The organism is Chitinophaga sp. 180180018-3, assembly GCF_037893185.1.
Taxonomy (GTDB): domain Bacteria; phylum Bacteroidota; class Bacteroidia; order Chitinophagales; family Chitinophagaceae; genus Chitinophaga.
Genome location: NZ_CP140772.1, coordinates 8,088,732 through 8,110,724, shown reverse-complemented (window position 1 = coordinate 8,110,724; position 21,993 = coordinate 8,088,732). Strand labels below are relative to the sequence as shown.

Annotated in this window: 14 protein-coding genes; 10 read left to right on the top strand and 4 right to left on the bottom strand. The window is 47.5% G+C overall.

Going from position 1 to position 21,993, the window contains the following annotated elements:
* The first annotated feature begins 241 nt into the window (after nucleotides 1-241).
* From UNH61_RS32205 to UNH61_RS32175, 7 genes are all read left to right on the top strand, one after another.
* Nucleotides 242-1,525 carry an MFS transporter gene (locus tag UNH61_RS32205; RefSeq protein ID WP_326996138.1) on the top strand — a complete coding sequence of 428 codons (1,284 nt, stop codon included), beginning with the start codon at nucleotides 242-244 and terminating at the stop codon, nucleotides 1,523-1,525.
* A 23-nt stretch (nucleotides 1,526-1,548) separates the two neighbouring features.
* The gene (locus UNH61_RS32200) at nucleotides 1,549-2,712 is read left to right on the top strand and encodes a Gfo/Idh/MocA family oxidoreductase (protein ID WP_326996137.1); all 1,164 of its coding nucleotides are present in this window, start codon (nucleotides 1,549-1,551) and stop codon (nucleotides 2,710-2,712) included.
* Between the two features lie 12 nt (nucleotides 2,713-2,724).
* A complete protein-coding gene (locus UNH61_RS32195; RefSeq protein WP_326996136.1) occupies nucleotides 2,725-3,780 on the top strand; it encodes a sugar phosphate isomerase/epimerase in 1,056 nt (351 codons plus the stop codon).
* 43 nt (nucleotides 3,781-3,823) lie between these two features.
* Nucleotides 3,824-4,237, top strand: coding sequence for a c-type cytochrome (locus UNH61_RS32190; protein WP_326996135.1), 414 nt, complete (start codon nucleotides 3,824-3,826; stop codon nucleotides 4,235-4,237).
* A 32-nt stretch (nucleotides 4,238-4,269) separates the two neighbouring features.
* Nucleotides 4,270-4,992, top strand: coding sequence for a DUF1080 domain-containing protein (locus UNH61_RS32185; protein ID WP_326996134.1), 723 nt, complete (start codon nucleotides 4,270-4,272; stop codon nucleotides 4,990-4,992).
* A 148-nt stretch (nucleotides 4,993-5,140) separates the two neighbouring features.
* The gene (locus tag UNH61_RS32180) at nucleotides 5,141-5,890 is read left to right on the top strand and encodes a ThuA domain-containing protein (RefSeq protein ID WP_326996133.1); all 750 of its coding nucleotides are present in this window, start codon (nucleotides 5,141-5,143) and stop codon (nucleotides 5,888-5,890) included.
* A gap of 10 nt (nucleotides 5,891-5,900) precedes the next feature.
* Complete coding sequence (locus tag UNH61_RS32175; RefSeq protein ID WP_326996132.1) at nucleotides 5,901-9,308, top strand: ThuA domain-containing protein; 3,408 nt, start codon at nucleotides 5,901-5,903, stop codon at nucleotides 9,306-9,308.
* Between the two features lie 77 nt (nucleotides 9,309-9,385).
* Here UNH61_RS32175 and UNH61_RS32170 read toward each other — a convergent pair whose 3' ends face one another.
* The 4 genes from UNH61_RS32170 to UNH61_RS32155 all read right to left on the bottom strand — a co-directional run bounded on the left by UNH61_RS32170 (nucleotide 9,386) and on the right by UNH61_RS32155 (nucleotide 16,074).
* A complete protein-coding gene (locus UNH61_RS32170; RefSeq protein ID WP_326996131.1) occupies nucleotides 9,386-10,120 on the bottom strand; it encodes a GNAT family N-acetyltransferase in 735 nt (244 codons plus the stop codon).
* A gap of 84 nt (nucleotides 10,121-10,204) precedes the next feature.
* Entirely contained in the window at nucleotides 10,205-12,487 is a 2,283-nt protein-coding gene (locus UNH61_RS32165) for a GH92 family glycosyl hydrolase (RefSeq protein ID WP_326996130.1), read from the bottom strand.
* Nucleotides 12,488-12,608: 121 nt separating this feature from the next.
* Nucleotides 12,609-14,897, bottom strand: a complete 2,289-nt coding sequence (locus UNH61_RS32160; RefSeq protein ID WP_326996129.1) for a GH92 family glycosyl hydrolase — start codon at nucleotides 14,895-14,897, stop codon at nucleotides 12,609-12,611.
* A 160-nt stretch (nucleotides 14,898-15,057) separates the two neighbouring features.
* Nucleotides 15,058-16,074, bottom strand: a complete 1,017-nt coding sequence (locus UNH61_RS32155) for a substrate-binding domain-containing protein (protein WP_326996128.1) — start codon at nucleotides 16,072-16,074, stop codon at nucleotides 15,058-15,060.
* Between the two features lie 291 nt (nucleotides 16,075-16,365).
* Between UNH61_RS32155 and UNH61_RS32150 the strand changes: the two genes are divergently transcribed.
* The 3 genes from UNH61_RS32150 (at nucleotide 16,366) to uvrA (ending at nucleotide 21,976) form a co-directional block, all read left to right on the top strand.
* Entirely contained in the window at nucleotides 16,366-17,439 is a 1,074-nt protein-coding gene (locus tag UNH61_RS32150) for a fatty acid desaturase (RefSeq protein WP_326996127.1), read from the top strand.
* Nucleotides 17,440-17,696: 257 nt separating this feature from the next.
* Nucleotides 17,697-18,959 carry a beta-ketoacyl-ACP synthase II gene (fabF, locus tag UNH61_RS32145; protein WP_326996126.1) on the top strand — a complete coding sequence of 421 codons (1,263 nt, stop codon included), beginning with the start codon at nucleotides 17,697-17,699 and terminating at the stop codon, nucleotides 18,957-18,959.
* A 137-nt stretch (nucleotides 18,960-19,096) separates the two neighbouring features.
* Nucleotides 19,097-21,976, top strand: coding sequence for an excinuclease ABC subunit UvrA (uvrA, locus tag UNH61_RS32140; protein WP_326996125.1), 2,880 nt, complete (start codon nucleotides 19,097-19,099; stop codon nucleotides 21,974-21,976).
* Nucleotides 21,977-21,993: the final 17 nt, after the last annotated feature.

Genomic DNA, 21,993 nt, shown 5'->3' with positions numbered 1-21,993 from the left:
AGTATCGGAAATTGATAAATTATACCAAATCGGCCTTAACGACCGTTTATCCCGGAAATAAGCCATCCGGAACAGGGAGTTCAGGCTATATATAACGAGTACGGGAAATTAGCAGTAACGGAAATGAAAATTTTCAGGTTTTTTGCGGCTGGCCTGCATAAAAAGATGGAAATATGAAAATACTTTTTATAAATTTAAAGGTTTAATGTCCGTTTTTAAACCTTTACACAAATCCACGTTTATGGCAAATGTAATTCAGCCACAAAAACTGTTCGTAGCCAGCTGTATGGCGCTGCTGGTGACATCGTTATCATTCGGGATCCGCGCCGGTATACTGGGCGGCCTGGGTGTGGAATTTCACCTGGATGCCAGGCAATTAAGTATCATTGCCGGTACTGCTTTCTGGGGATTTCCACTGGCTGTTGTATTAGGGGGTTTCATTGTAGATGTAATAGGCATGAAGCGTCTGCTGTTGGCGGCATTCATATTGCACCTGCTTGGTATTGTGCTGACTATTTTCGCCAACGGGTTCTGGTCCCTGTTCATCTCCACACTGTTCATCGGGATGGCTAACGGAACCGTGGAAGCCGCATGTAATCCACTGGTAGCTACTATTTTTCCGGATAATAAAACCACTAAGCTGAATCACTTCCACCTCTGGTTTCCCGGGGGTATTGTAGTGGGAACCTTGCTGGTATTCATCATGACGAAGATGCACCTCTCCTGGCAGTTACAGGTAGGTACGATGATCATCCCCACATTGATCTACGGTTATCTTTTCCTTAATCTTGATTTTCCTGTTACTGAAAGGGTTGCATCCGGCGTATCTTCCGCCGACATGTACAAGTCGGTATTAAGCCCGCTGTTCATCTGCATGCTTATACTGATGTTCGGTACTGCTATCACTGAATTATTTACCGGTCAATGGATAGATGTGTTACTGAAAAATGTAACTGAAAATGCCATTCTGATCCTCGCATTAACCGCCGGCGTGCAAACACTGGGCAGGGGCGTAGCCGGTCCGGTTGTACACAGGATGTCGCCTACCGGCGTGCTGCTGATCTCTGCTGTTTTATCTGCATTGGGATTATATTTACTGTCGCATGTAAGCGGTAACATGATCTTTGTGGCCGCCTTTATCTTTGGTATGGGCGTTACCTATTTCTGGCCAACTATGCTGGGATTTGTATCTGAGAATATTCCGCAATCCGGTGCGCTGGGAATGAATCTTATGGGCGGAGCCGGCATGTTCGCGGTATCTGTATACATGTACTTCATGGGCGGATTTTACGACAGCATCATCGTAAAACAGCTGCCGGCAGGATCATCGCTGGATGCATACCGTTCCGCAGCTCCGGGCACACCTGAAGCCACCGCTTTCAGCCAGGCCACTGCCGTAGCCGGTCCGGAGATCATTAAGGCCACCCTGATAATTCCCATTATCCTGATCGTGGCATTTGCGATATTGTTCTTTTATATGCGTAATCGTAAAAAAGCATCTGTTCAAAAGGTTCAAATGGTTTAACTCATAAAACGATAATTGTAAATATGACACGGAAACTCAGAATGGGAATGATAGGAGGCGGTAAAGATGCCTTCATTGGCGCAATTCATCGCATTGCAGCCAATATGGACGGACTGATTGAACTGGTGGCAGGCGCCCTCAGTATCAATAATGAGATTGCTGTGGAATCAGGCAAAATGCTGTTCCTTGATCCGGAACGTACTTACCTCGATTTCAAAACGATGCTGGAGAAAGAAGCCAAAATGCCGGCAGACAAACGTATGGACTTTGTCACCATCGTTACCCCCAACTTCGCCCACTTCGAACCTGCGATGATGGCGCTGGATCTTGGATTCAACGTGGTGATAGAAAAACCCATCACATTCTCCCTCGAAGAAGCTAAACAACTGAAAGCAAAAGTGGAAGCCACCGGCCTGACACTGCTGCTCACACATACTTACACCGGCTACCCGATGGTAAAACAGGCCAGGCAGATGGTGAAAGACGGCGCGCTTGGCAAGATCCGTAAAGTATGGGTAGAATATCCCCAGGGCTGGCTCAGTAAGCTCAGTGAAAGAGAAGGTAATGCACAGGCGGCCTGGAGAACAGATCCTAAGAAATCAGGCAAAAGCGGTTGCATGGGCGATATAGGTACCCACGCTGCTAACCTGGCTGAATATATCAGCGGTGCAAAAATCGAAAAGCTCTGCGCCGACCTCAACATCCTCGTTCCCGGTCGTGCACTGGATGATGATGGCGCCGTGCTGCTCCGCTTCGACAATGGTGCTGCCGGCGTACTGATGGCATCGCAGGTAGCTGCCGGTGAAGAAAATGCACTGAAGATCCGCGTCTATGGCGAAAAAGGCGGCCTCGAATGGGCACAACACGAGCCTAACACCCTGCTGGTGAAATGGCTGGATAAACCCACCGAAATCTACCGCGCCGGCGGAGGCTACAGCTTCCAGTCGAGCTACATGACACACAACACCCGTACCCCCGGCGGCCACCCGGAAGGCTACCTCGAAGCATTCGGTAACCTGTACCGCAACTTCGCGCAAACCTTATCCGCTAAGATCGACGGTACCAAAGCTTCTGCTGAGTCGTTGGACTTCCCCGGCGTAGAAGAAGGGGTACGTGGTATGGCATTCATCGATAACGTAGTACGTTCTTCCCAGAGCGATGCTAAATGGACTAACTTCGAGATTTAACAGCTAGCGTGTATGAAAACGATAAAAGGACCTGGTATTTTTCTGGCGCAGTTCATGGGAGATGAAGCGCCGTTCAATAGCCTGAAAACTATCTGCGAATGGGCAGCCTCCATTGGATTCAAAGGCGTACAGATCCCCAGCTGGGATCCCCGCCTGATAGATCTGCAGAAAGCCGCTGAAAGTAAAACCTACGCAGACGAGATCAAAGGAATTGTAAATGCAGCAGGACTGGAAATTACAGAACTGAGTTCTCATCTGCAGGGACAACTGGTAGCTGTGAATCCTGCATTTTCCGAAATGTTCGATGGCTTTGCTCCTGCACAATATCACAACAATATCACTGCCCGTACGGAATGGGCGGTGAACCAGCTGAAATACGCTGCTAAAGCCAGCCGTAACCTGGGCCTTACCGCACACGCCACTTTCAGTGGCGCACTGTTATGGGCCCCGGCCATGTATCCCTGGCCTCAGCGCCCGGCAGGACTGGTAGAAGCCGGATTTGCAGAACTGGCAAAACGCTGGAAACCTATCCTGGATGAGTTTGACGCCAACGGTGTAGATGTTTGTTATGAGATACATCCGGGAGAAGACCTCCACGACGGCGCTACCTTTGAACGCTTCCTGGAAGCTACCGGCAACCATAGCCGCGTTAACCTGCTCTACGATCCGAGCCATCTGCTCCTGCAATGCCTCGATTACCTGGAATATATCGATATTTACCATGAACGGATCAAGGCATTCCACGTAAAAGATGCGGAATTCAATCCTACCGGACGTTCCGGCGTATATGGCGGTTATCAGTCATGGATCAATCGCCCGGGCCGCTTCCGTTCACTTGGCGACGGACAGGTCGACTTTAAATCCATCTTCAGTAAAATGGCACAATACGATTTTGCCGGTTGGGCCGTTATGGAGTGGGAATGTTGTATCAAACATCCGGAAGATGGCGCCAAAGAAGGTGCACCTTTCATCAAGAATCATATTATCAGGGTTACTGAGAAAGCATTTGATGACTTTGCAGGCACTGGTACTGATGACGCTTTCAACAAAAGAATTTTAGGCATTTAATTACATCCACAAATCGTTCGTAAACAATAAAAACAATCAACAAATGAGAAAGAGATATCTGGCGCCGCTCGTATTAAGTGCTTTATTCTTTGCAGCCTGCGGAGGAGGAGAAAAAAAAGCAAATACAGATAGTGTTAGCACTCATGAAAGCCCAGCAGCAGATAATTCCATGGTATCGCCCAATGCCAACAAACCTGCTAGCAAAGGTGAGCAACTGATGGCTCAAAGCGATTGCAAAACATGCCATAAGGAAGAAATGAAAGTAGTAGGACCAGCATTGAAAGACATTGCAGGTAAATATCCTAACACGCCGGAAAATATCGACAAACTGGCTGATAAGGTTATCAAAGGCGGTTCCGGCAACTGGGGCGAAGTAGCGATGCTGCCTCATCCTAATGTATCTAAAGATGATGCAAAGGAAATGGTAAAATACATTTTATCATTATCCGGTAAATAATTACTATTCTATCACCTATTCAATCATCCGGAATGAAAAAGTTAATCATAGGTGCTTTAATGGCGGCCGCTGTAACCGGCGCTACTACTGTTAAAGCACAGAGTACCAATTCCCTGTCGGCCAAAGAAAAAAAGCAGGGCTGGGTATTGCTGTTTGACGGCACTTCCACCAAAGGGTGGCACACTTATCTTCAGTCGACCGCAAGTCCGGCCTGGAGCGCCAGCAACGGCGCACTGGGTCTCGATCAGGCTGCAAAAAAGAACGGTGCTCCCGGCGGCGACCTGGTAACCGATGGCGAATACGAGAACTATGAACTGAGTATCGAATGGAAGATTTCCAAAGGTGGTAACAGTGGTGTTATCTTCGGCGTACATGAAGATCCTGAGTTTCATGCTACCTACCAGACCGGCCCCGAAATGCAGGTACTGGACGACGCCGGCCATCCGGACGGTAAGATCCCGAAACATAATGCCGGTGATCTTTACGACCTGATCAAGGCGCCTAAAATGGCTGCTAAACCAGTAGGAGAATGGAACACTGCCATCATCCGTAAAAAAGACGGACACCTTACCCTCTGGCTGAACGGTGTAAAAACAGCTGAAACTACCATCGGTTCCCCTGAATGGGATGCCCTCGTAGCAAAAAGCAAATTCCATGACTGGAAAGGCTTCGGCAAATACCAGAAAGGACATATTGCACTGCAGGACCATGGAAATGATGTATGGTACCGTAATATCAAGATAAGAGTTCTTTAATTACTTAGCCGGAATTAGGAATTACGAATCAGGAAATTGAGAATTAGAGCGGAGATAGTAGCGAAGCAGGTTTTCGCGTTTACTATCTCCGCTCTAATTCTTAATTCTTCATCCATAATTTTTCATTCCTTTCTTACCCACGTACACGATGAAAACATTAACCGCTTTTATTACACTCCTCTTGCTTGCAGGATCTTTTTCGTTACAGGCGAAAAATAAAGACAGGCACAAATCCAAAAGGGTACTGGTATTTTCCAAAACTAAAGGCTTCCGCCACGATTGCATTCCTTTTGCCAAACTGGCCATCATGCAATTGGGCAAAGAGAATGGATTTGATGTAGATACGACAGAGGATGCCAGCGCATTTACTCCTGCGAATCTGAAGAAATATGCAGCCGTTATCTTCAGCTGCACTACCGGCGATGTGCTCGACGACGCACAACAGGCAGCTTTCGAAAACTATATCCACAAAGGTGGAGCATGGATGGGTATTCATGCTGCTACCGACACGGAATACGACTGGCCCTGGTACAACAAGCTCGCGGGCGCATGGTTCCTGAGCCATCCGCAGCAACAGGTAGCCACCCTCAGGGTAGTGGATCATAACCACCCTGCCACCAAAGATCTTCCGGATGAATGGATCCGCAAAGACGAATGGTACAATTTCAAAGATCTTAATCCTGATGTACATGTGCTGATCAAGATCGATGAAAGCACCTATACCGGCGGTAAAAACGGGGATAACCACCCGATGTGCTGGTACCACGATTTTGAAGGCGGCCGCGCTTTCTATACTGAAATGGGACATGTTAAGGAGTCCTACTCAGATCCCGTATACCTGAAACACCTGCTCGGCGGTATTGAATACGCCATAGGTAATTGGAAACCCAAGAAATAATCCGGAACAGATGAAACAAATATTCAGATTACTATTGCTGTTAGCACTGGTCGGGCTGGCGGCATGTAAAAAAACGCGGCCCGGTAAACCCAGGGTACTCGTATTTACTAAAACCGCGGCCTTCCGTCATGCCTCTATTCCCGCTGGTATCACCGCGATACAACAGCTTGGAAAGGAAAATGGATTTGAAGTAGATACTACGGAAAATGCCGAAAAATTCAACGAAGATACACTGGCGCAATATTCAGCCGTTATCTTCCTGAATACTACCGGCGATGTACTTAATAATTATCAGGAAGCTGATTTCGAAAGATATATACAGGCCGGTGGTGGCTATGTTGGGGTACACGCTGCAGCTGATACCGAATATGAATGGGGCTGGTATAATCACCTCGCAGGTGCATGGTTCCAGAACCATCCTCCGGGCGTGCATAAAGCCATCGTTGATGTTGTGAACAAATCATTCCCTGCTACAGAAGGCTTGCCCGAAAAATGGGAACATACCGACGAATGGTACAATTACAAAGATGTGGATACCACCACTACCGTACTCCTGAAACTCGATGAAAAGTCGTACCAGGGCGGTACCATGGGTGCTAACCACCCCATCAGCTGGTACCACGATTTCGACGGTGGCCGTGCTTTCTATACAGGTCTCGGACATACCGAAGAATCTTACAAAGACAGTCTTTTCCTCAAACACCTGGCTGGTGGTATCAAATATGCTATCGGCAAAAACCAGGTGCTGGACTATAGCCAGGCTACCACCCTGCGCGTTCCTGAAGAAGATCGCTTCACCAAAGATGTACTGGTTTCCGGCGAGCTCTTCGAACCAACGGAAATGGCTATACTCCCTAACCTCGATGTGCTCATTGCACAGCGTCGCGGTGAGCTGATGTATTACAACGCAGCACAGAAAACATTGTCGCAGGCTGGTCTGCTGAAGGTATACCATCACACCGATACACCACATGTCAATGCAGAAGAAGGTTTCATCGGACTTACCGCCGATCCGGACTTCAAAAACAATCACTACATCTATACGATGTATTCACCTGCAGATACTTCAGTAAACCGCTTATCACGTTTCAAATTTGAAAACGGTAAGCTGGATATGTCTTCTGAAAAAGTGGTGCTGCAATTCTACTCTCAACGCAATATCTGCTGCCATACCGGAGGTTCTCTTTCATTCGGTCCTGGTGGATTACTGTATATCTCTACAGGCGATAACACTACTCCGTTCGATGAACCCAACCAGAAATATGTCAGCAAAGGCTACGGCCCTACTGACGACAGGCCCGGACATCTGCAGTACGACGATATGCGCGGTTCCGCCAACACCAACGATCTCCGTGGTAAGATCCTGCGTATTAAAGTAGAAGCTGATGGTTCCTACACCATCCCTGAAGGTAACCTGTATCCTAAAGGTACCAAGGGAACACGCCCGGAAATTTATGCGATGGGAACACGTAATCCCTACCGTATGTCGATCGACAAAAAAACCGGGTACGTATATTGGGGAGAAGTAGGCCCGGATGCCAACAACGACGATTCCCTGCGTGGCCCGAGAGGGTACGACGAAATCAATCAGGCCAAGAAGCCCGGCTTCTTCGGTTATCCGATGTTCATCGCCAACAACAAACCTTATCGTCAATACAACTACGAAACCGGCGAGAGCGGCCCTTATTACGATCCGCTGAAGCCTGTCAATAACTCCCGCAACAACACCGGTCTGAAAGAATTACCTCCGGCCACACCAGCCTTCATCTGGTATCCGTATGGCAAGTCCGACGAGTTCCCGATTGTAGGCAGCGGCGGACGTAACGCCGAAGCAGGCCCCGTTTATTACAGTGAATTTTATCCGAAAGAAACCCGTTTCCCGGATTACTATAACGGTAAACTCTTTATCTACGACTGGGTACGCGAGTGGATCATGGCCGTAACAATGGATAAAAACGGTAATTTCTCTAAGATGGAGAAGTTCATGCCACACACCAGGTGGAATGCCCCCATCGATATGGAAATGGGCCCCGACGGCCGTATATACATCCTGGAATATGGTCATGGATGGTTTAGCAAAAACGTAGATGCAGGACTCGCCCGTATCGATTACAATGGCGGCAACCGTGCACCGGTAGCTAAAATACAGGCCAATCATGCAACAGGCGGATTGCCATTTAAAGTAAAACTTTCTGCAGAAGGCTCTAAAGATCCTGATGGCGACAAGCTTACCTACATGTGGAATTTTGGTAACGGCACCAAAAAAGAAACAACGGAACCCACTGTGGAGTACACTTATGCAACAGCCGGAGAATACCAGGTATTTGTAGAGATATCTGACGACAAAGGCGCCAAAACCAAGAGCAGCTCCATAGCCCTTTATGCCGGCAACGAAACACCGGATGTAAAGATCGATATCACCGGCAACAAGATGTTCTACTTCCCTGGAAAACAGGTGCACTACAGTGTTAATATCAGTGACAAGGAAGACGGTAACTCTGCCGACGGCAAGCTGGATGTAAACAACATCTTTGTAAAAGCCGATTACATTCAGGGCCGCGATAAAGCAGCTGTGCCACAAGGCCACCAGATTATCACCGGAGCAATAGCAGGTAAAAACATCATGGAAGTATCCGATTGTAAAACCTGTCACAAACCGGATGAAAAATCGATTGGGCCTTCCTTCAAACAGATAACAGAAAAATACAGGAATGATCCGGCAGCACCTGAAATGCTGGCTAAAAAGATCATCGCCGGCGGTGGTGGTGTATGGGGAGAAACAGCTATGTCGGCCCACCCTGGCCTTTCCCAGGGCGAAGCCAAACAGCTCATCGAATACATCTATTCCGTTGGAGGTAATACGCAGAAAATACCATCACTCCCTGTCAATGGCGATATCAATCCAACCATGGGTGGTGAAGCCAAAGACAACGGCGTGCTGTACCTCCTGGCCAGTTACACCGATAAAGGCGGACCGGGCATCAAACCGATCACCGGTACAGCCACGGCCGAGCTGATCAGTCCTGTATTACAGGCTGCCGACTACAACAAAGCGGATGGTGTTGCCACATTCTCCGCCAACAACATGAAATTCCTGATCCCTGCCAACACCGAAGGCTGGGTTACTTACAATCAACTGGATCTTACAGATGTGAAAGGTATTCAGTTGATGTATATGGTACAGGAACCGCAACAATACGGCTATACAGTGGAAGCATTCGTAGACAATGCCAATGGTAACCGCCTCGGCGAAGTAACCATCGGCCCGGGTGCACAACCTAAAACACCTAATAAAGCAAACTTCAGCTTTGCCCCAATAACAGACGGTAAAATGCACAATCTGTACCTACGCTTCAAAGCTACAGATGCTACGCAGAAAGTGCAGCTGGGGATTTCTACGGTGACGTTGATACCGTAACAACATTAAGCATAAAGACGAGGCCCTTAGCATATGCTAAGGGCCTCGTCTTTATGCTTAATGTTGTATTCCGGGGCTTATTTCCTAAAAACGTAATTCCTGATCTGAAACTGCTCCTCAAACCCCATTTCCACATATATTCCTTTTCCCATTTGCGAAGCCTGCAATGTAGCATGGGTGGCTTCTAGCGCAATAGCTTCATTCAGAATGTATACCATGATCTCATTGGCAAATCCTCTTCTTCGCATTTCCGGTATTACACCAATTCCATGAATACCTGCTATACCATTCTGGCAATGCAGGATACCTGTACCAATGGGGGTATTTTCAAAGAAAGCCAGATAAAAACGCAGATGATGCCAGGTACGTTCCAGTATCGATGCGTCGATCCGGTAGTTGAATGCCTGCGGATAAACGGTGGCCCATGCAGCAGCATCTTCCGGAGTAAGCACCTGCCGGAATGAAAGTGTATACTGGCCTGTAAAAGGCCGTTTCAGCAACAACGACATGCCCGCCTGCTCAAAGCCTTTTTCACCTCCGCAGGCAACGAAAATATCATCTGCTGCCTGATCATAAATATCCCAATGAGGCACTACCCATCTGCCGGTGCCAACTGTTTGTAATGCCAGCTCAAGCTCATCGCGGGTAATGCGCTGATGAAACCAAAGCCGGTTGGGCCAGTCCAAGCCTGGCACACTGCAATAGCTGAATGCGGCTTGCTCCGTATAGGCGTTGAAGGGAGTACCTGCAATCTTCCACAAAGAAGTCAGGTTCTCTATATTCAGATCAGTAATATTTGTATTTGTTTTCATTCGGCGAAGTTAGGATTCTGCCATAAAAAAACCGCCCGGAGAATACTCCCCGGAGCGGCTATGTCTGATTGAATTCACACTTGATTATTTCTTTGGCCTGGCGCTCATATAGAATGTAAGCGTGCCGCCATTCATGATGTCGGCATGCGTAATATAGAGGCGGTTTAAAGGCGCACCATTCAGCAATACTTTCTGCACATATACATTCTTATCGCTCTGGTTTTTAACGTCTACCACGAAGGTTTTTCCATTCTCCAGTTGCAGGGTTGCTTTATCAATGGCCGGACTGCCCAATGAATACTGGTCTGATCCGGGGCATACCGGATAAAAGCCCAGGGTGGTGAATATGTACCAGGCGCTCATCTGGCCGCAGTCGTCGTTACCACCCAGCCCGTCGGGTCCGGGATGATACATTTTTTTCAGAATCATCCGCACACGCTCCTGTGTTTTCCACGGATAGCCGGTCCAGTTATAGAGATAGGCCACATGATGTGAAGGCTCATTACCATGAACGTAGTTACCGATGATACCGTCGCGGGTGATATCTTCCGTTTCAGCAAAATATTTATCAGGCAACTCCATTGTAAATAATGAATCGAGGTGGGTAGTAAATTGTTTTTTGCCACCCATCATGGCAATCATCTCATCAGGGTTATGCGGCACATACAGGCTGTAATTCCAGGCATTCCCTTCAATAAAGCCCTGGTCGTGCGTTTGCAAAGGATCAAAACTGGCTTTGAATGTTCCATCATCCAGTTTCGGACGCATGAAGCCGGAATTCGTATCATATACACTCCGGTAGTTCCCGGAACGTTTGATAAACTCATCATAAATATCCGTACGGCCCAGCTTTTTTGCCACCTGCGCAATACACCAGTCGTCATAAGCATATTCCAATGTTTTGGAAACAGAAGAACCATTTTTATCTTCCGGTACATAGCCTTTATCCATGTAGTAGCTTAATCCGTCGTAGGTACGGTGGCGGGCTGTAGTCACACAGGCATCCAGCGCTTTGTTTGCATCAAACGGAGCGTTCCCTTTTATGATCGCATCTGCTATAACAGATACGCTGTGATAACCGATCATGCACCAGTTTTCATTGGCGTAGTGTGCCCATACAGGCAACATATGCTGTGCGCTCTGCTCATAGTGATTCAGCATCGACCGGATCATATCTGCATTCCGCGCGGGCTGTATCACATTGAACAGCGGATGTAACGCACGGTAGGTGTCCCAGAGAGAGAACGTGGTGTAGTTAGTGTAGCCGTTTGCGTTATGACCATTCATATCCAGGCCTCGGTAAGCTCCATCTACGTCCATATAGGTAGTAGGATTGATGAAAGCATGATACATGGCGGTATAGAAATTTTCTTTCTCTTCACGACTGCCCGATTCGATACGGATTTTGTTCAGCTCTTTCGCCCATAGTGCCTGCCCATCGCGCTTCACCTGTTCAAAATCCCAGCCGGGGATCTCGGCTCTCAGGTTCTTCAATGCACCTGCTGTGCTGACAGGGGAAAGGGCAAACTTAATTTTGATCTTCTCCCCGGGAGCAGTAGTAAAGTTAAAATAGGCACGGATCTCCCGGCCTGCCATTTCGGGAAAATCCTTTGTCTGATCAAACTTTCTCCAGAAGCCTTTATACACATCTTTAGCATTGTTCTGCTGACCGTAGCTGGTAAATGGTTTGGAGAAAGTCATTGCAAAATATTCTATTCTCGTACGTGCCCAACCGTTAGTTTGTCTGAAACCGGTGACCAGCGTATCATTCTCCACTCTGATGAAAGTCCATACATTCTTGTTCCCGTAATTGTAGATCCCCGACATCATATCCAGAATAATATGTGCCTGGTCTGTACCGGGGAAGGTATATTGATGAAAGCCCACACGGTTGGTAGCCGTCAGCTCCGCCAGGATATTGTCATCTTCCAGCTTCACCTTGTAGTATGCAGGTTCCGCTACTTCTGTACTATGTGAGAATGCAGACCGGTAGCCATTTTCCGGGTGATCGGCGGTACCGGGATTCAATTGCAGTTTGCCTGTCGTTGGCATGATGAGGAAATCCCCCAGGTCGGAATGACCTGTTCCACTGAAGTGAGTGTGGCTGAAACCAACGATGGTTTTATCTTCATACTGATAACCTGCACAATATTTATACACATCAGGATTATACTTACCATTCATTTCGTAAGGAATGGTATCTGTTTCCGGACTGAGCTGCACCATTCCAAAGGGAACAGTGGCTCCGGGATAAGTATGTCCCATGCGCTGTGTACCGGTAATGGGTTTTACATACTGTATCAGATTTTCCTGTGCGGATGCAGCAAGGCAGGCAAATAGCAATAAGGGTAGCATCAATTTTCTCATACGCAGATTTTTTAAAAGCTACCAGCCATTGAAGGCTGGTAGCCAGTAGTTTAAATACATCCCGAAGAATCGGGATGAAATATATCAGTGAACAATGAAAATATTTTACAGGTATTCCATTCTATTTTGCTGTAGAATAGGAATACGGATATGCTGCCGGAGAGCTGCCTCTTGATTTCTCAGGATTGCCGCCCATTCTGAATTCCAGCGTACCGCCCTTCTGCAGATCCTGATGGCTGATCCAGTTTTTATCGTATGCCTGTCCGTTCAATGCAGCACCTTGTACATACAGGTTAGCATCGCTGTTACCCGGTGCGTTGATCACCATTTGTTTACCATCTTCCAGCGTCATAGTCAGTTTGGAGAACAGCGGCGTACCAAGTACATACTGTTGGGTACCAGGGCATACAGGATAGAAGCCCATGGCAGAAAACACATACCAGGCACTGGTTTGACCATTGTCTTCATCCCCGCAATATCCATCGGGTGTAGCCTTGTACAGGCGGTTCATCACCTGGCGGATCCAGTACTGAGCTTTCCAGGGTTGGCCTGCATAATTATATAAGTAGATCATGTGCTGAATAGGCTGGTTACCATGTGCATACTGGCCCATGTTCATGATCTGCATTTCGCGTATTTCGTGAATAACAGTACCATAGTAGCTTTCATCGAATACCGGTGGCATATTGAATACAGAATCCAGCATCTGGATGAAGCCCTGCTGGCCGCCCATCAGGTTGCTCAGTCCCTGTATATCGTGGAATACAGACCAGGTGTAGTGCCAGCTGTTACCTTCTGTAAAGGCATCTCCCCATTTGAATGGGTTGAAAGGCGTCTGGAACTTACCATCCTTGTTTTTGCCACGCATCAGTTTAGTTTCCGGATCGAAAAGATTACGATAGTTCTGAGAACGTTTTTCGAAACGTTTGATTTCTTCCTTCGGCCTGTTCAGTGCTTTCGCAAGCTGGAAGATGGTGAAATCGTCGTAGGCATATTCCAGTGTTCGTGCAGCGTTTTCGTTGATCTTCACATCGTACGGAATATATCCCAGGCTGTTGTAATACTTTACACCGAGGCGGCCTACGGAGCTAAGCGGGCCTTCATTCTCGGTATTTTTCAGAATAGCCTTGTACAGGTTATTGATGTCATAACCACGGATACCTTTCAGATAAGCATCAGCAATCAGGGAGGCAGAGTTGGAGCCTACCATGCAATCGCGATGCCCGGGGCTGGCCCATTCCGGCAGCCATCCGCTTTCGTTATAAGCGTTAGACAGGCCTTCCATGATATGTGCACTGAGCGAAGGATACATCAGCGTAAAGAAAGGATGCACCGCGCGGAAAGTATCCCAGAAGCCGTTGTCGGTGAACATATAACCAGGTAATACCTGACCGTTATATGGACTGTAGTGTACTACTTCATTTTTCGCATTGATCTCGTAGAACTTGCGGGGGAACAGTAATACACGGTACAGAGAAGAGTAGAACGTAGTCACCTGTTCGCTGGAACCTCCTTCCACAGCGAGGCGGCCCAGTTCCTTGTTCCAGATATCTTTCGCTTTTTTGCAGGTAGCATCGAAGTTATCGCTGCCGATTTCACGTTGCAGGTTCAATTCGGCCTGCTCATAACTGATGAAAGAAGAAGCTGTTTTAATGCCTACCCGTTCACCTTTCGCAGTTTTAAAACCTACGACCGCGCCGGTATGATCGGCCTGCAACTCCAACTGGCCTCTCACCAGTACGGAGTCGTGCCAGGTACCGCTTACAGTAAAGGCTTTATCGAAAGTAATGATGAAGTAATTTTTGAAATTAGCAGGTACACCGCCACTATTTTTGGTAGTATAACCAATGATCTTTCTTTCTTCCGGTAATATCTTAATATAGGAACCTTTGTCAAGTGCATCTACTACAATGAAAGCGCTGTCGGTAGCAGGATAAGTAAACCGCAGTTGCGCTGCTCTTTCCGTGGGAGTGATTTCAGTGGTCACATCCGGGTCGGCCAGGTAAACGCTGTAGTAGTAAGGTTTTGCTACCTCTGACTTGTGAGAGAACCAACTGGCACGGCTGTTCTGATCGAATTTGACTTTGCCCGTTACCGGCATAATAGCAAACTGGCCATAGTCGTTAATCCACGGAGAGGGTTGGTGTGTTTGTTTGAATCCTCTGATCTTATCAGCAGTATATTGATAAGCCCAGCCATTCCCCATCGTACCGGTTTGTGGCATCCAGAAATTCATGCCCCAGGGCAGGGCAATGGCGGGATAGGTGTTACCATTCGACAGGCTCCCTTTTGAGTCAGTGCCCATCAGGGTGTTCACCCAGTCCGCCGGTTCAGTAACTTTATTAACTGTCTGGCTTTGAGCACCATGCAGACATAATAAAGCAGCTGCTAACAGTCCAACTTTTTTCATGTGTAGAAATTATAAAACAATTCGCAAAATCGATTTAGCAAGTCTGTAGAAAAAAAAGATTCTATCGAATCCTTTTCTCACCACAGGCAGGTGTTAAATGTATAACTATTTTTTCAGCATTTTATACACTCGCCTGCTTTTTTTACAGACGGTATTATGCTCAGGCAGATCCTCTCAGGATAAATTTCCCGGGCAGTTCGACTGCGGCTTTTTTAAGCGGGGTACTGTTTTTATCCAACTGGTGCATCAGCAGATCGATGGCTGTTTTCGCGATCCCTTCGATAGGCTGCTCGATCACAGATATTCCGGGAGGATAGAGCCGGAATATGTCGTGGTCATCGAAACAAAGCACGGCAATATCGTCCGGCATGCGCAGGCCTAAGCGCCCGATGGCTTCCAGCCCCAGTATACCGAGATAGTTGGTAGAAAAAAAGATGGCGTCCAGCTCGGGATTAGCTTCCAGGAAATCTTGCAGCATTTTCAGCGATTCTTCCCGTTGCCGGTGGTATTGCAGTTGCAGAATATATTTCTTTCTTACCGGTATTTTATGGTCTTTAAGAGCGGTGACATAGCCCCGTAGCCGTTCTTCAATCTGGATAAGTTTTATATCCACCATCACGAAGGCGATCCTGGAAAATCCTCTTCCGATCAGGTGTTTCATCCCCTGTTGCACACCGTCAAAATTATTGATCAGTACGTAGGGAGTTTTGATAGATGGAAAGTAGCTGTCCATCAGCACCACAGGCTTGTGTTGCTGCACCAGGTGCTGGATTTCTTTTTCCATTCCCGGAGCCGGGGTGATCAGGTAGCCATCTACCATCTGCCGGCCCAGCATACGGATCAGCTCCGCCCCCTTCTGGGCGTTGTTTTCAGTGCTGCAGTACACCACATTATACCCTCTGCGCTCCGCCTCGGTTTCGATGGTTTTAGCCAGGCTGGCAAAAAAGCTGCCTGAAATGCTTTCCACGATCAACCCCAGCGTCTTGGATTGCCCCGTGCGGAGGTTGACAGCCATCCGGTGAGGCTCATAGCCCGATTTCTCGGCCACCTGCATAATCCGGGTGGCTACTTCATCGCGTATACGCATTTGTTTCCCCTTTCCATTCAGCACGAATGAAACGGTGGAAGGTGCTACTCCGGCTAGTTTTGCGACGTCTTTAAGGGTTAATCTCTTCATGTATAGTGATTGGTTTTGGCCTAAACTAAACTTGGTATTACAGGAACATTATCACACAAAAAGACAATTACATACACTGATATTATGCCCCCTGACAGATATGCTTTCGACCGGAAATTACAAAAATACCCGTAAATACTGCGGGAGAAGAAAAAAATGGTTATCTTTCCGAGAACCCATACGACATATATACTATATCGTGTTGGAATGCGTTATACGTTTTTGCGGTAATTTATTGCCAACACCTACAATTCGCAACTGTAGATTTCATTTTATTATACACTGACGCTCATGAAGTATTTTTCGCAACTAACAGATCCCGTCTATGTAAAGCCAACGAAGGAAACCGCGCTGGATCGTCTTTTTAAAAGCTGGATCCGTGACGAACGCGATCTTCCGTTTGTTCACCTGACGGCGCAAATCACCTTCACGCTCTGGCCGCTGGCTATTCTCATGTATATCCCGGGGGTGAACAACTGGATCTGGTGGGCTGCAGCTATTATATACCAATACCTGAATAACGTAGTCTTCAAAGGGCCCTTTGGTCTGATGCTGCATTGTACCAGCCACCGTACTTTCTTTGAAAAGAAATATCAATTCTGGAATAACTACTTACCCTGGGCCATCGGGCCCCTGTTCGGGCAAACACCGGAATCGTACTATTCCCATCATATCGGCATGCATCATCCGGAAAACAATATGCCGGAAGATGACAGCAGCACCATGCACTATCAGCGCGATTCTTTCCGGGGTTTCCTGCTCTATCTCTGGAACTTCGTCACCTTCGGCGTCTATGATACCGCCCGGTATCATATCCGTAAAAAAAGGAATAAGTTGATGATAAAGCTGATACGGGGAGAATTATTTTTCGTGGCTGCCTGTGTGGGACTGTCTTTTATTAATTTCCCCGCCACCTTCGTGGTTTTCATATTACCGTTTATTATTTCCCGTATCATCATGATGGTCGGCAACTGGGCACAGCATGCCTTTGTATGCGACCTGGAGCCGGATAACTGCTATAAGAACAGTATTACCTGTATCAACACCAAATACAACCACAAATGCTGGAACGATGGCTATCATATCAGTCATCATGTGAAACCCAGCATGCATTGGACCGAACATCCCCATTACTTCAGGAAAACGCTGGACGAATACATCAGCAACGATGCGATCGTATTTGATGGTATCCACTTCCTGCATGTATGGGCTTACCTGATGTTCAAGCGGTACGACCTGCTGGCAAAGAATTTTGTGAACATCGGCGATCGGTTCCAGACAGACGCGGAAATTATTTCCTTCCTGAAACAACGGACCCGGAAAATATCGGTTCTGCCGGTTCAGGAGGCAGTTGTAGCCGCCTGATGATCTGCTCAACGTCTCTCATGCGCATTTTCCAGGGTTATCATTGCTTGTTTTCTGTTCATTTTTAACCAAAAATGCGGACAGAAAATATAAGACATAGTGTCAGAACCATGGCATCGGTGGGCTAAAACACCCACTGGTAAAGGGATTCTACCTGAAATCCTAAAAGTTATGTTATATTATCTTAATGAATATGCTTATTCATAACAATAAGTAACTAAATTTGCGCTCTAACTTTTTTTATTAAAGTAAAAAATATGCGTACTGTTACACTGAAAAGGGTTGTGGTCACCGGTATGGGGGCACTAACACCTATCGGGAATGATGTAGACTCATTTTGGAACAATATGAAGGCAGGTGTGAGTGGCGCCGGTCCGATTACGAAATTTGACACCACAGAATTTAAAACCAAGTTTGCCTGTGAAGTGAAGAATTTCGACGTGGAGAAGTACATCGAAAAGAAGGAAGCCCGTAAGATGGATTGTTTCACGCAGTACGCGATGGCCGCTGCCCATCAGGCAGTGCTGGATGCCGGTCTCGATAAAGAAGGCATCGACAAAACAAAGATCGGGGTGATCTGGGCATCCGGTAACGGCGGTATGCTTACGTTCGAAGAACAGATCGTGGAATTTGCCCAGGCTAACTTCGTTCCTAAATTTAATCCGTTCTTCATTCCTAAACTGATATGCGATATCGCAGCAGGTCAGATAGCCATGAAATACGGTTTCATGGGTATCAACTTCTGTACAGTTTCTGCCTGCGCTTCTTCTACCAGCGCCCTGGTGGATGCTTTTAACTATATCCGCCTGGGTAAAGCCAACGTGATCGTAACCGGGGGCTCTGAAGCTCCTGTAACCCGCGCTGGTATTGCCGGTTTTAACGCACTGAAAGCATTATCCACCCGCAATGACGACCCGGAACATGCTTCCCGCCCGTTTGATACAGAACGCGATGGTTTTGTAATGGGTGAAGGCGCTGGCGCTATCATCCTGGAAGAATATGAACATGCTATCGCCAGAGGCGCTACCATCTATGGTGAAATGATCGGCGGTGCAATGACCTGCGATGCTTACCATCTCACGGCCACACATCCGGAAGGACTGGGTGCCCGCCTGGGTATGGAACAGGCTCTGGAAGATGCCGGTATCACTACTGCTGATGTGGATTATATCAACTCTCATACTACCTCTACACCAGTTGGAGATCTCAGCGAACTGAAAGCTATTGCAACTGCATTTGGCGATCAGGCTGATAAACTCAACATCAGTGCTACCAAATCCATGACAGGCCACCTGCTTGGAGCTGCCGGTGCTATTGAAGCCATTGCCTGTATTAAGGCTACTCAGGAAGATATTGTGCCCCCTACCATCAACACTACCGTGCTGGGCGAAGGTATTCCCACCAATCTGAACCTGACCCTTGGTAAAGCACAATCACGAACCGTAAATATTGCCATGAGCAATACCTTCGGTTTCGGAGGCCATAACGCCATCGTAGTATTCAGAAAATATCAGAAATAGCTACCAGCCATTAGCTTTTAGCTTTAAGAAAAATGCAACGGAGATTAGCATACAATATGTTAATCTCCGTTGCATTTTTCTTAAAGCTAAAAGCTAATGGCTAATCCCTATTTTTGCTAACTTAGTGGTTTAATCTTATGGCAAAGAAAAAAGAGAATGTACCCGCTGCTCCCCTGGCAGAAGCCCCGGCAGACGAACAAATAGCCATCTTTGGCGCACGGGAGCATAACCTGAAAAACCTGGATCTTCAGTTGCCCAAAAATAAACTGGTAGTGATCACCGGAATCAGTGGCAGTGGCAAATCATCACTTGCATTCGATACCGTTTATGCGGAAGGACAACGCCGGTATATGGAAAGTTTTTCCGCCTACGCCCGTCAGTTTATCGGCGATATGGAAAGACCGGATGTAGATAAAATCACCGGGCTGTCGCCAGTGATCTCCATAGAACAAAAAACGACCAACAAAAACCCGAGGTCTACTGTTGGCACCATCACCGAAATATACGATTTCCTGCGCCTGCTCTATGCCCGCGCGGGAACTGCATATTCCTACAATACCAACAAACCAATGACCCGTTTCTCCGAAGAGGAGATACTGGAACATCTGTTCAAAAACTACAAAAACAAAAAACTGGCCATCCTTGCCCCGCTGATACGCGGGCGTAAAGGCCATTACCGGGAATTGTTTGAACAGGTTCGCAAACAGGGCTACCTGAAAGTACGGGTAGATGGAGAGATACTGGACCTGAAAGAAAGAATGCAGGTGGATCGTTACAAGATCCACGATATAGAACTGGTAATAGATCGCATTCAGGTACAGGAAGATGCACGCACCCGTATCAGCCAGAGCGTACAGAAGGCCCTCACCACCGGGAAAGGCCTGCTGTTCATCATGGACAATGATACCAACAAGGTAAGTCAGTACAGCAAACAGCTGATGTGTGAGGAAACCGGCCTTTCCTATGAAGAGCCCAGTCCGAATACCTTCTCATTCAACTCTCCCTATGGCGCCTGCCCCCGTTGTAAAGGGCTGGGAACAATATACCAGATCGATATGGACGAAGTAATCCCTGATTACAACGCTTCCATCAACGATGGCGGTCTGAAACCACTGGGAGAAGCCCGCGATACCTTTACCTTCAAACAGGTACAACAACTCGCCAAAAAGTACAAATTTTCCTTAACCGCCCCTATTTCCAGCATTCCGCAAAAAGCACTCAATGTGTTATTGTTCGGAGATGAGAACGGAAAACTGGAAGTGGATATGGAATTCGGAGAAAATAATGGCAGTACTACCGAATACGCCACAGAGTACGAAGGCGTTGTGAATATGGTACGGCGTTATTTCAATGATACCTCCTCCGACTACGTGCGGAGCTGGGCCGAAGGCTTCATGAAGCTGAGCACCTGCCCGGAATGTAACGGCGCACGTCTGAAAAAGGAGAGCCTGTATTTCAGAGTGGATGGCAAAAATATTTCCGAACTCGGCAACATGGATCTCGACAAGCTCCTGGCCTGGTTTGATAATATTGAAGACAGACTGGAGAAAAAACAGAATGCCATTGCGAAGGATATCCTGAAAGAAATTCGCGAGCGGCTCCGGTTCCTGCTGAATGTAGGCCTGACCTACCTCACGCTGAACCGTCCTACGCGTTCGCTCAGTGGCGGGGAATCGCAGCGTATCCGGCTGGCCACCCAGATCGGATCGCAGCTGATGGGAATCACCTACATCCTCGATGAGCCCAGCATCGGGCTGCATCAACGGGATAATATGCAATTGATCGACGCCCTCCGTAACCTGAAAGAAATGGGCAATACCGTGATCGTTGTTGAGCATGATAAAGACATCATGCTGCATGCCGATCACCTTGTAGATATCGGCCCGGGTGCCGGTGTGCACGGAGGACAGATCGTGGCCCAGGGTACACCCGGCCAGATCCTCAAACTGCATACGCCTACTGCAGGATACCTGAACGGCGAAACAGCCTCGGAAATTCCCGCCCGCCGTAAAGGCAATGGCAATTTCCTGGAGCTGAAAGGCGCTTCCGGCAACAACCTGAAAAATGTAAACCTGAAACTACCTCTTGGTACATTCACCTGTGTTACCGGTGTTTCCGGCAGTGGTAAATCCACGCTGATCAATGAAACACTGTATCCTATTCTTTCTAAACATGCCTATGACTCCAAAATGGTACCCATGCCTTATAAAAGCATCAAGGGCCTGGAGTTTATAGATAAGGTGATTGAAATAGACCAGTCGCCCATTGGCCGCACTCCCCGCAGTAACCCGGCTACCTACTGTGGTTTCTTCACCGATATCAGAACCCTGTTTGCATCCGTTCCTGAAGCAAAGATCAGGGGCTACAATGCCGGCCGCTTCTCATTTAACGTAAAAACCGGCCGCTGCGACGTTTGCGAAGGCGGTGGTATGCGCGTCATCGAAATGAACTTCCTGCCGGATGTATACGTACACTGCGAAAAATGCAATGGCCGCCGCTACAATCGCGAAACACTCGAAATCCGTTATAAAGGCAAGTCTATTTCCGATGTATTGGACATGACCGTTGATGAAGCGGTGGAATTCTTCCAGCCGGTACCCTGGATTTACCGTAAAATAAAAACACTGCAGGATGTAGGCCTGGGATATATTACCCTCGGTCAGTCGGCCGTAACCCTCTCCGGTGGAGAAGCACAGCGGGTAAAACTGGCTACCGAACTTTCCAAAAAAGATACCGGTAAAACCATCTATATACTCGATGAACCCACTACCGGCCTTCATTTCCAGGATATACAGCTGCTATTGAAAGTGCTGAATAAACTGACGGACAGGGGAAACACCGTGCTGGTAATCGAACATAACCTGGACGTAATAAAAATGGCCGATCATATTATAGACCTGGGCCCCGAAGGAGGCCAGGGCGGTGGTACTATTTTATGCAGCGGAACACCGGAACAGGTGAGTACCTGCAAAGACAGCCATACTGCCCGATTCCTCAAAAAGGAGCTGGGAATTTAATATCTTGCCAACTGTAA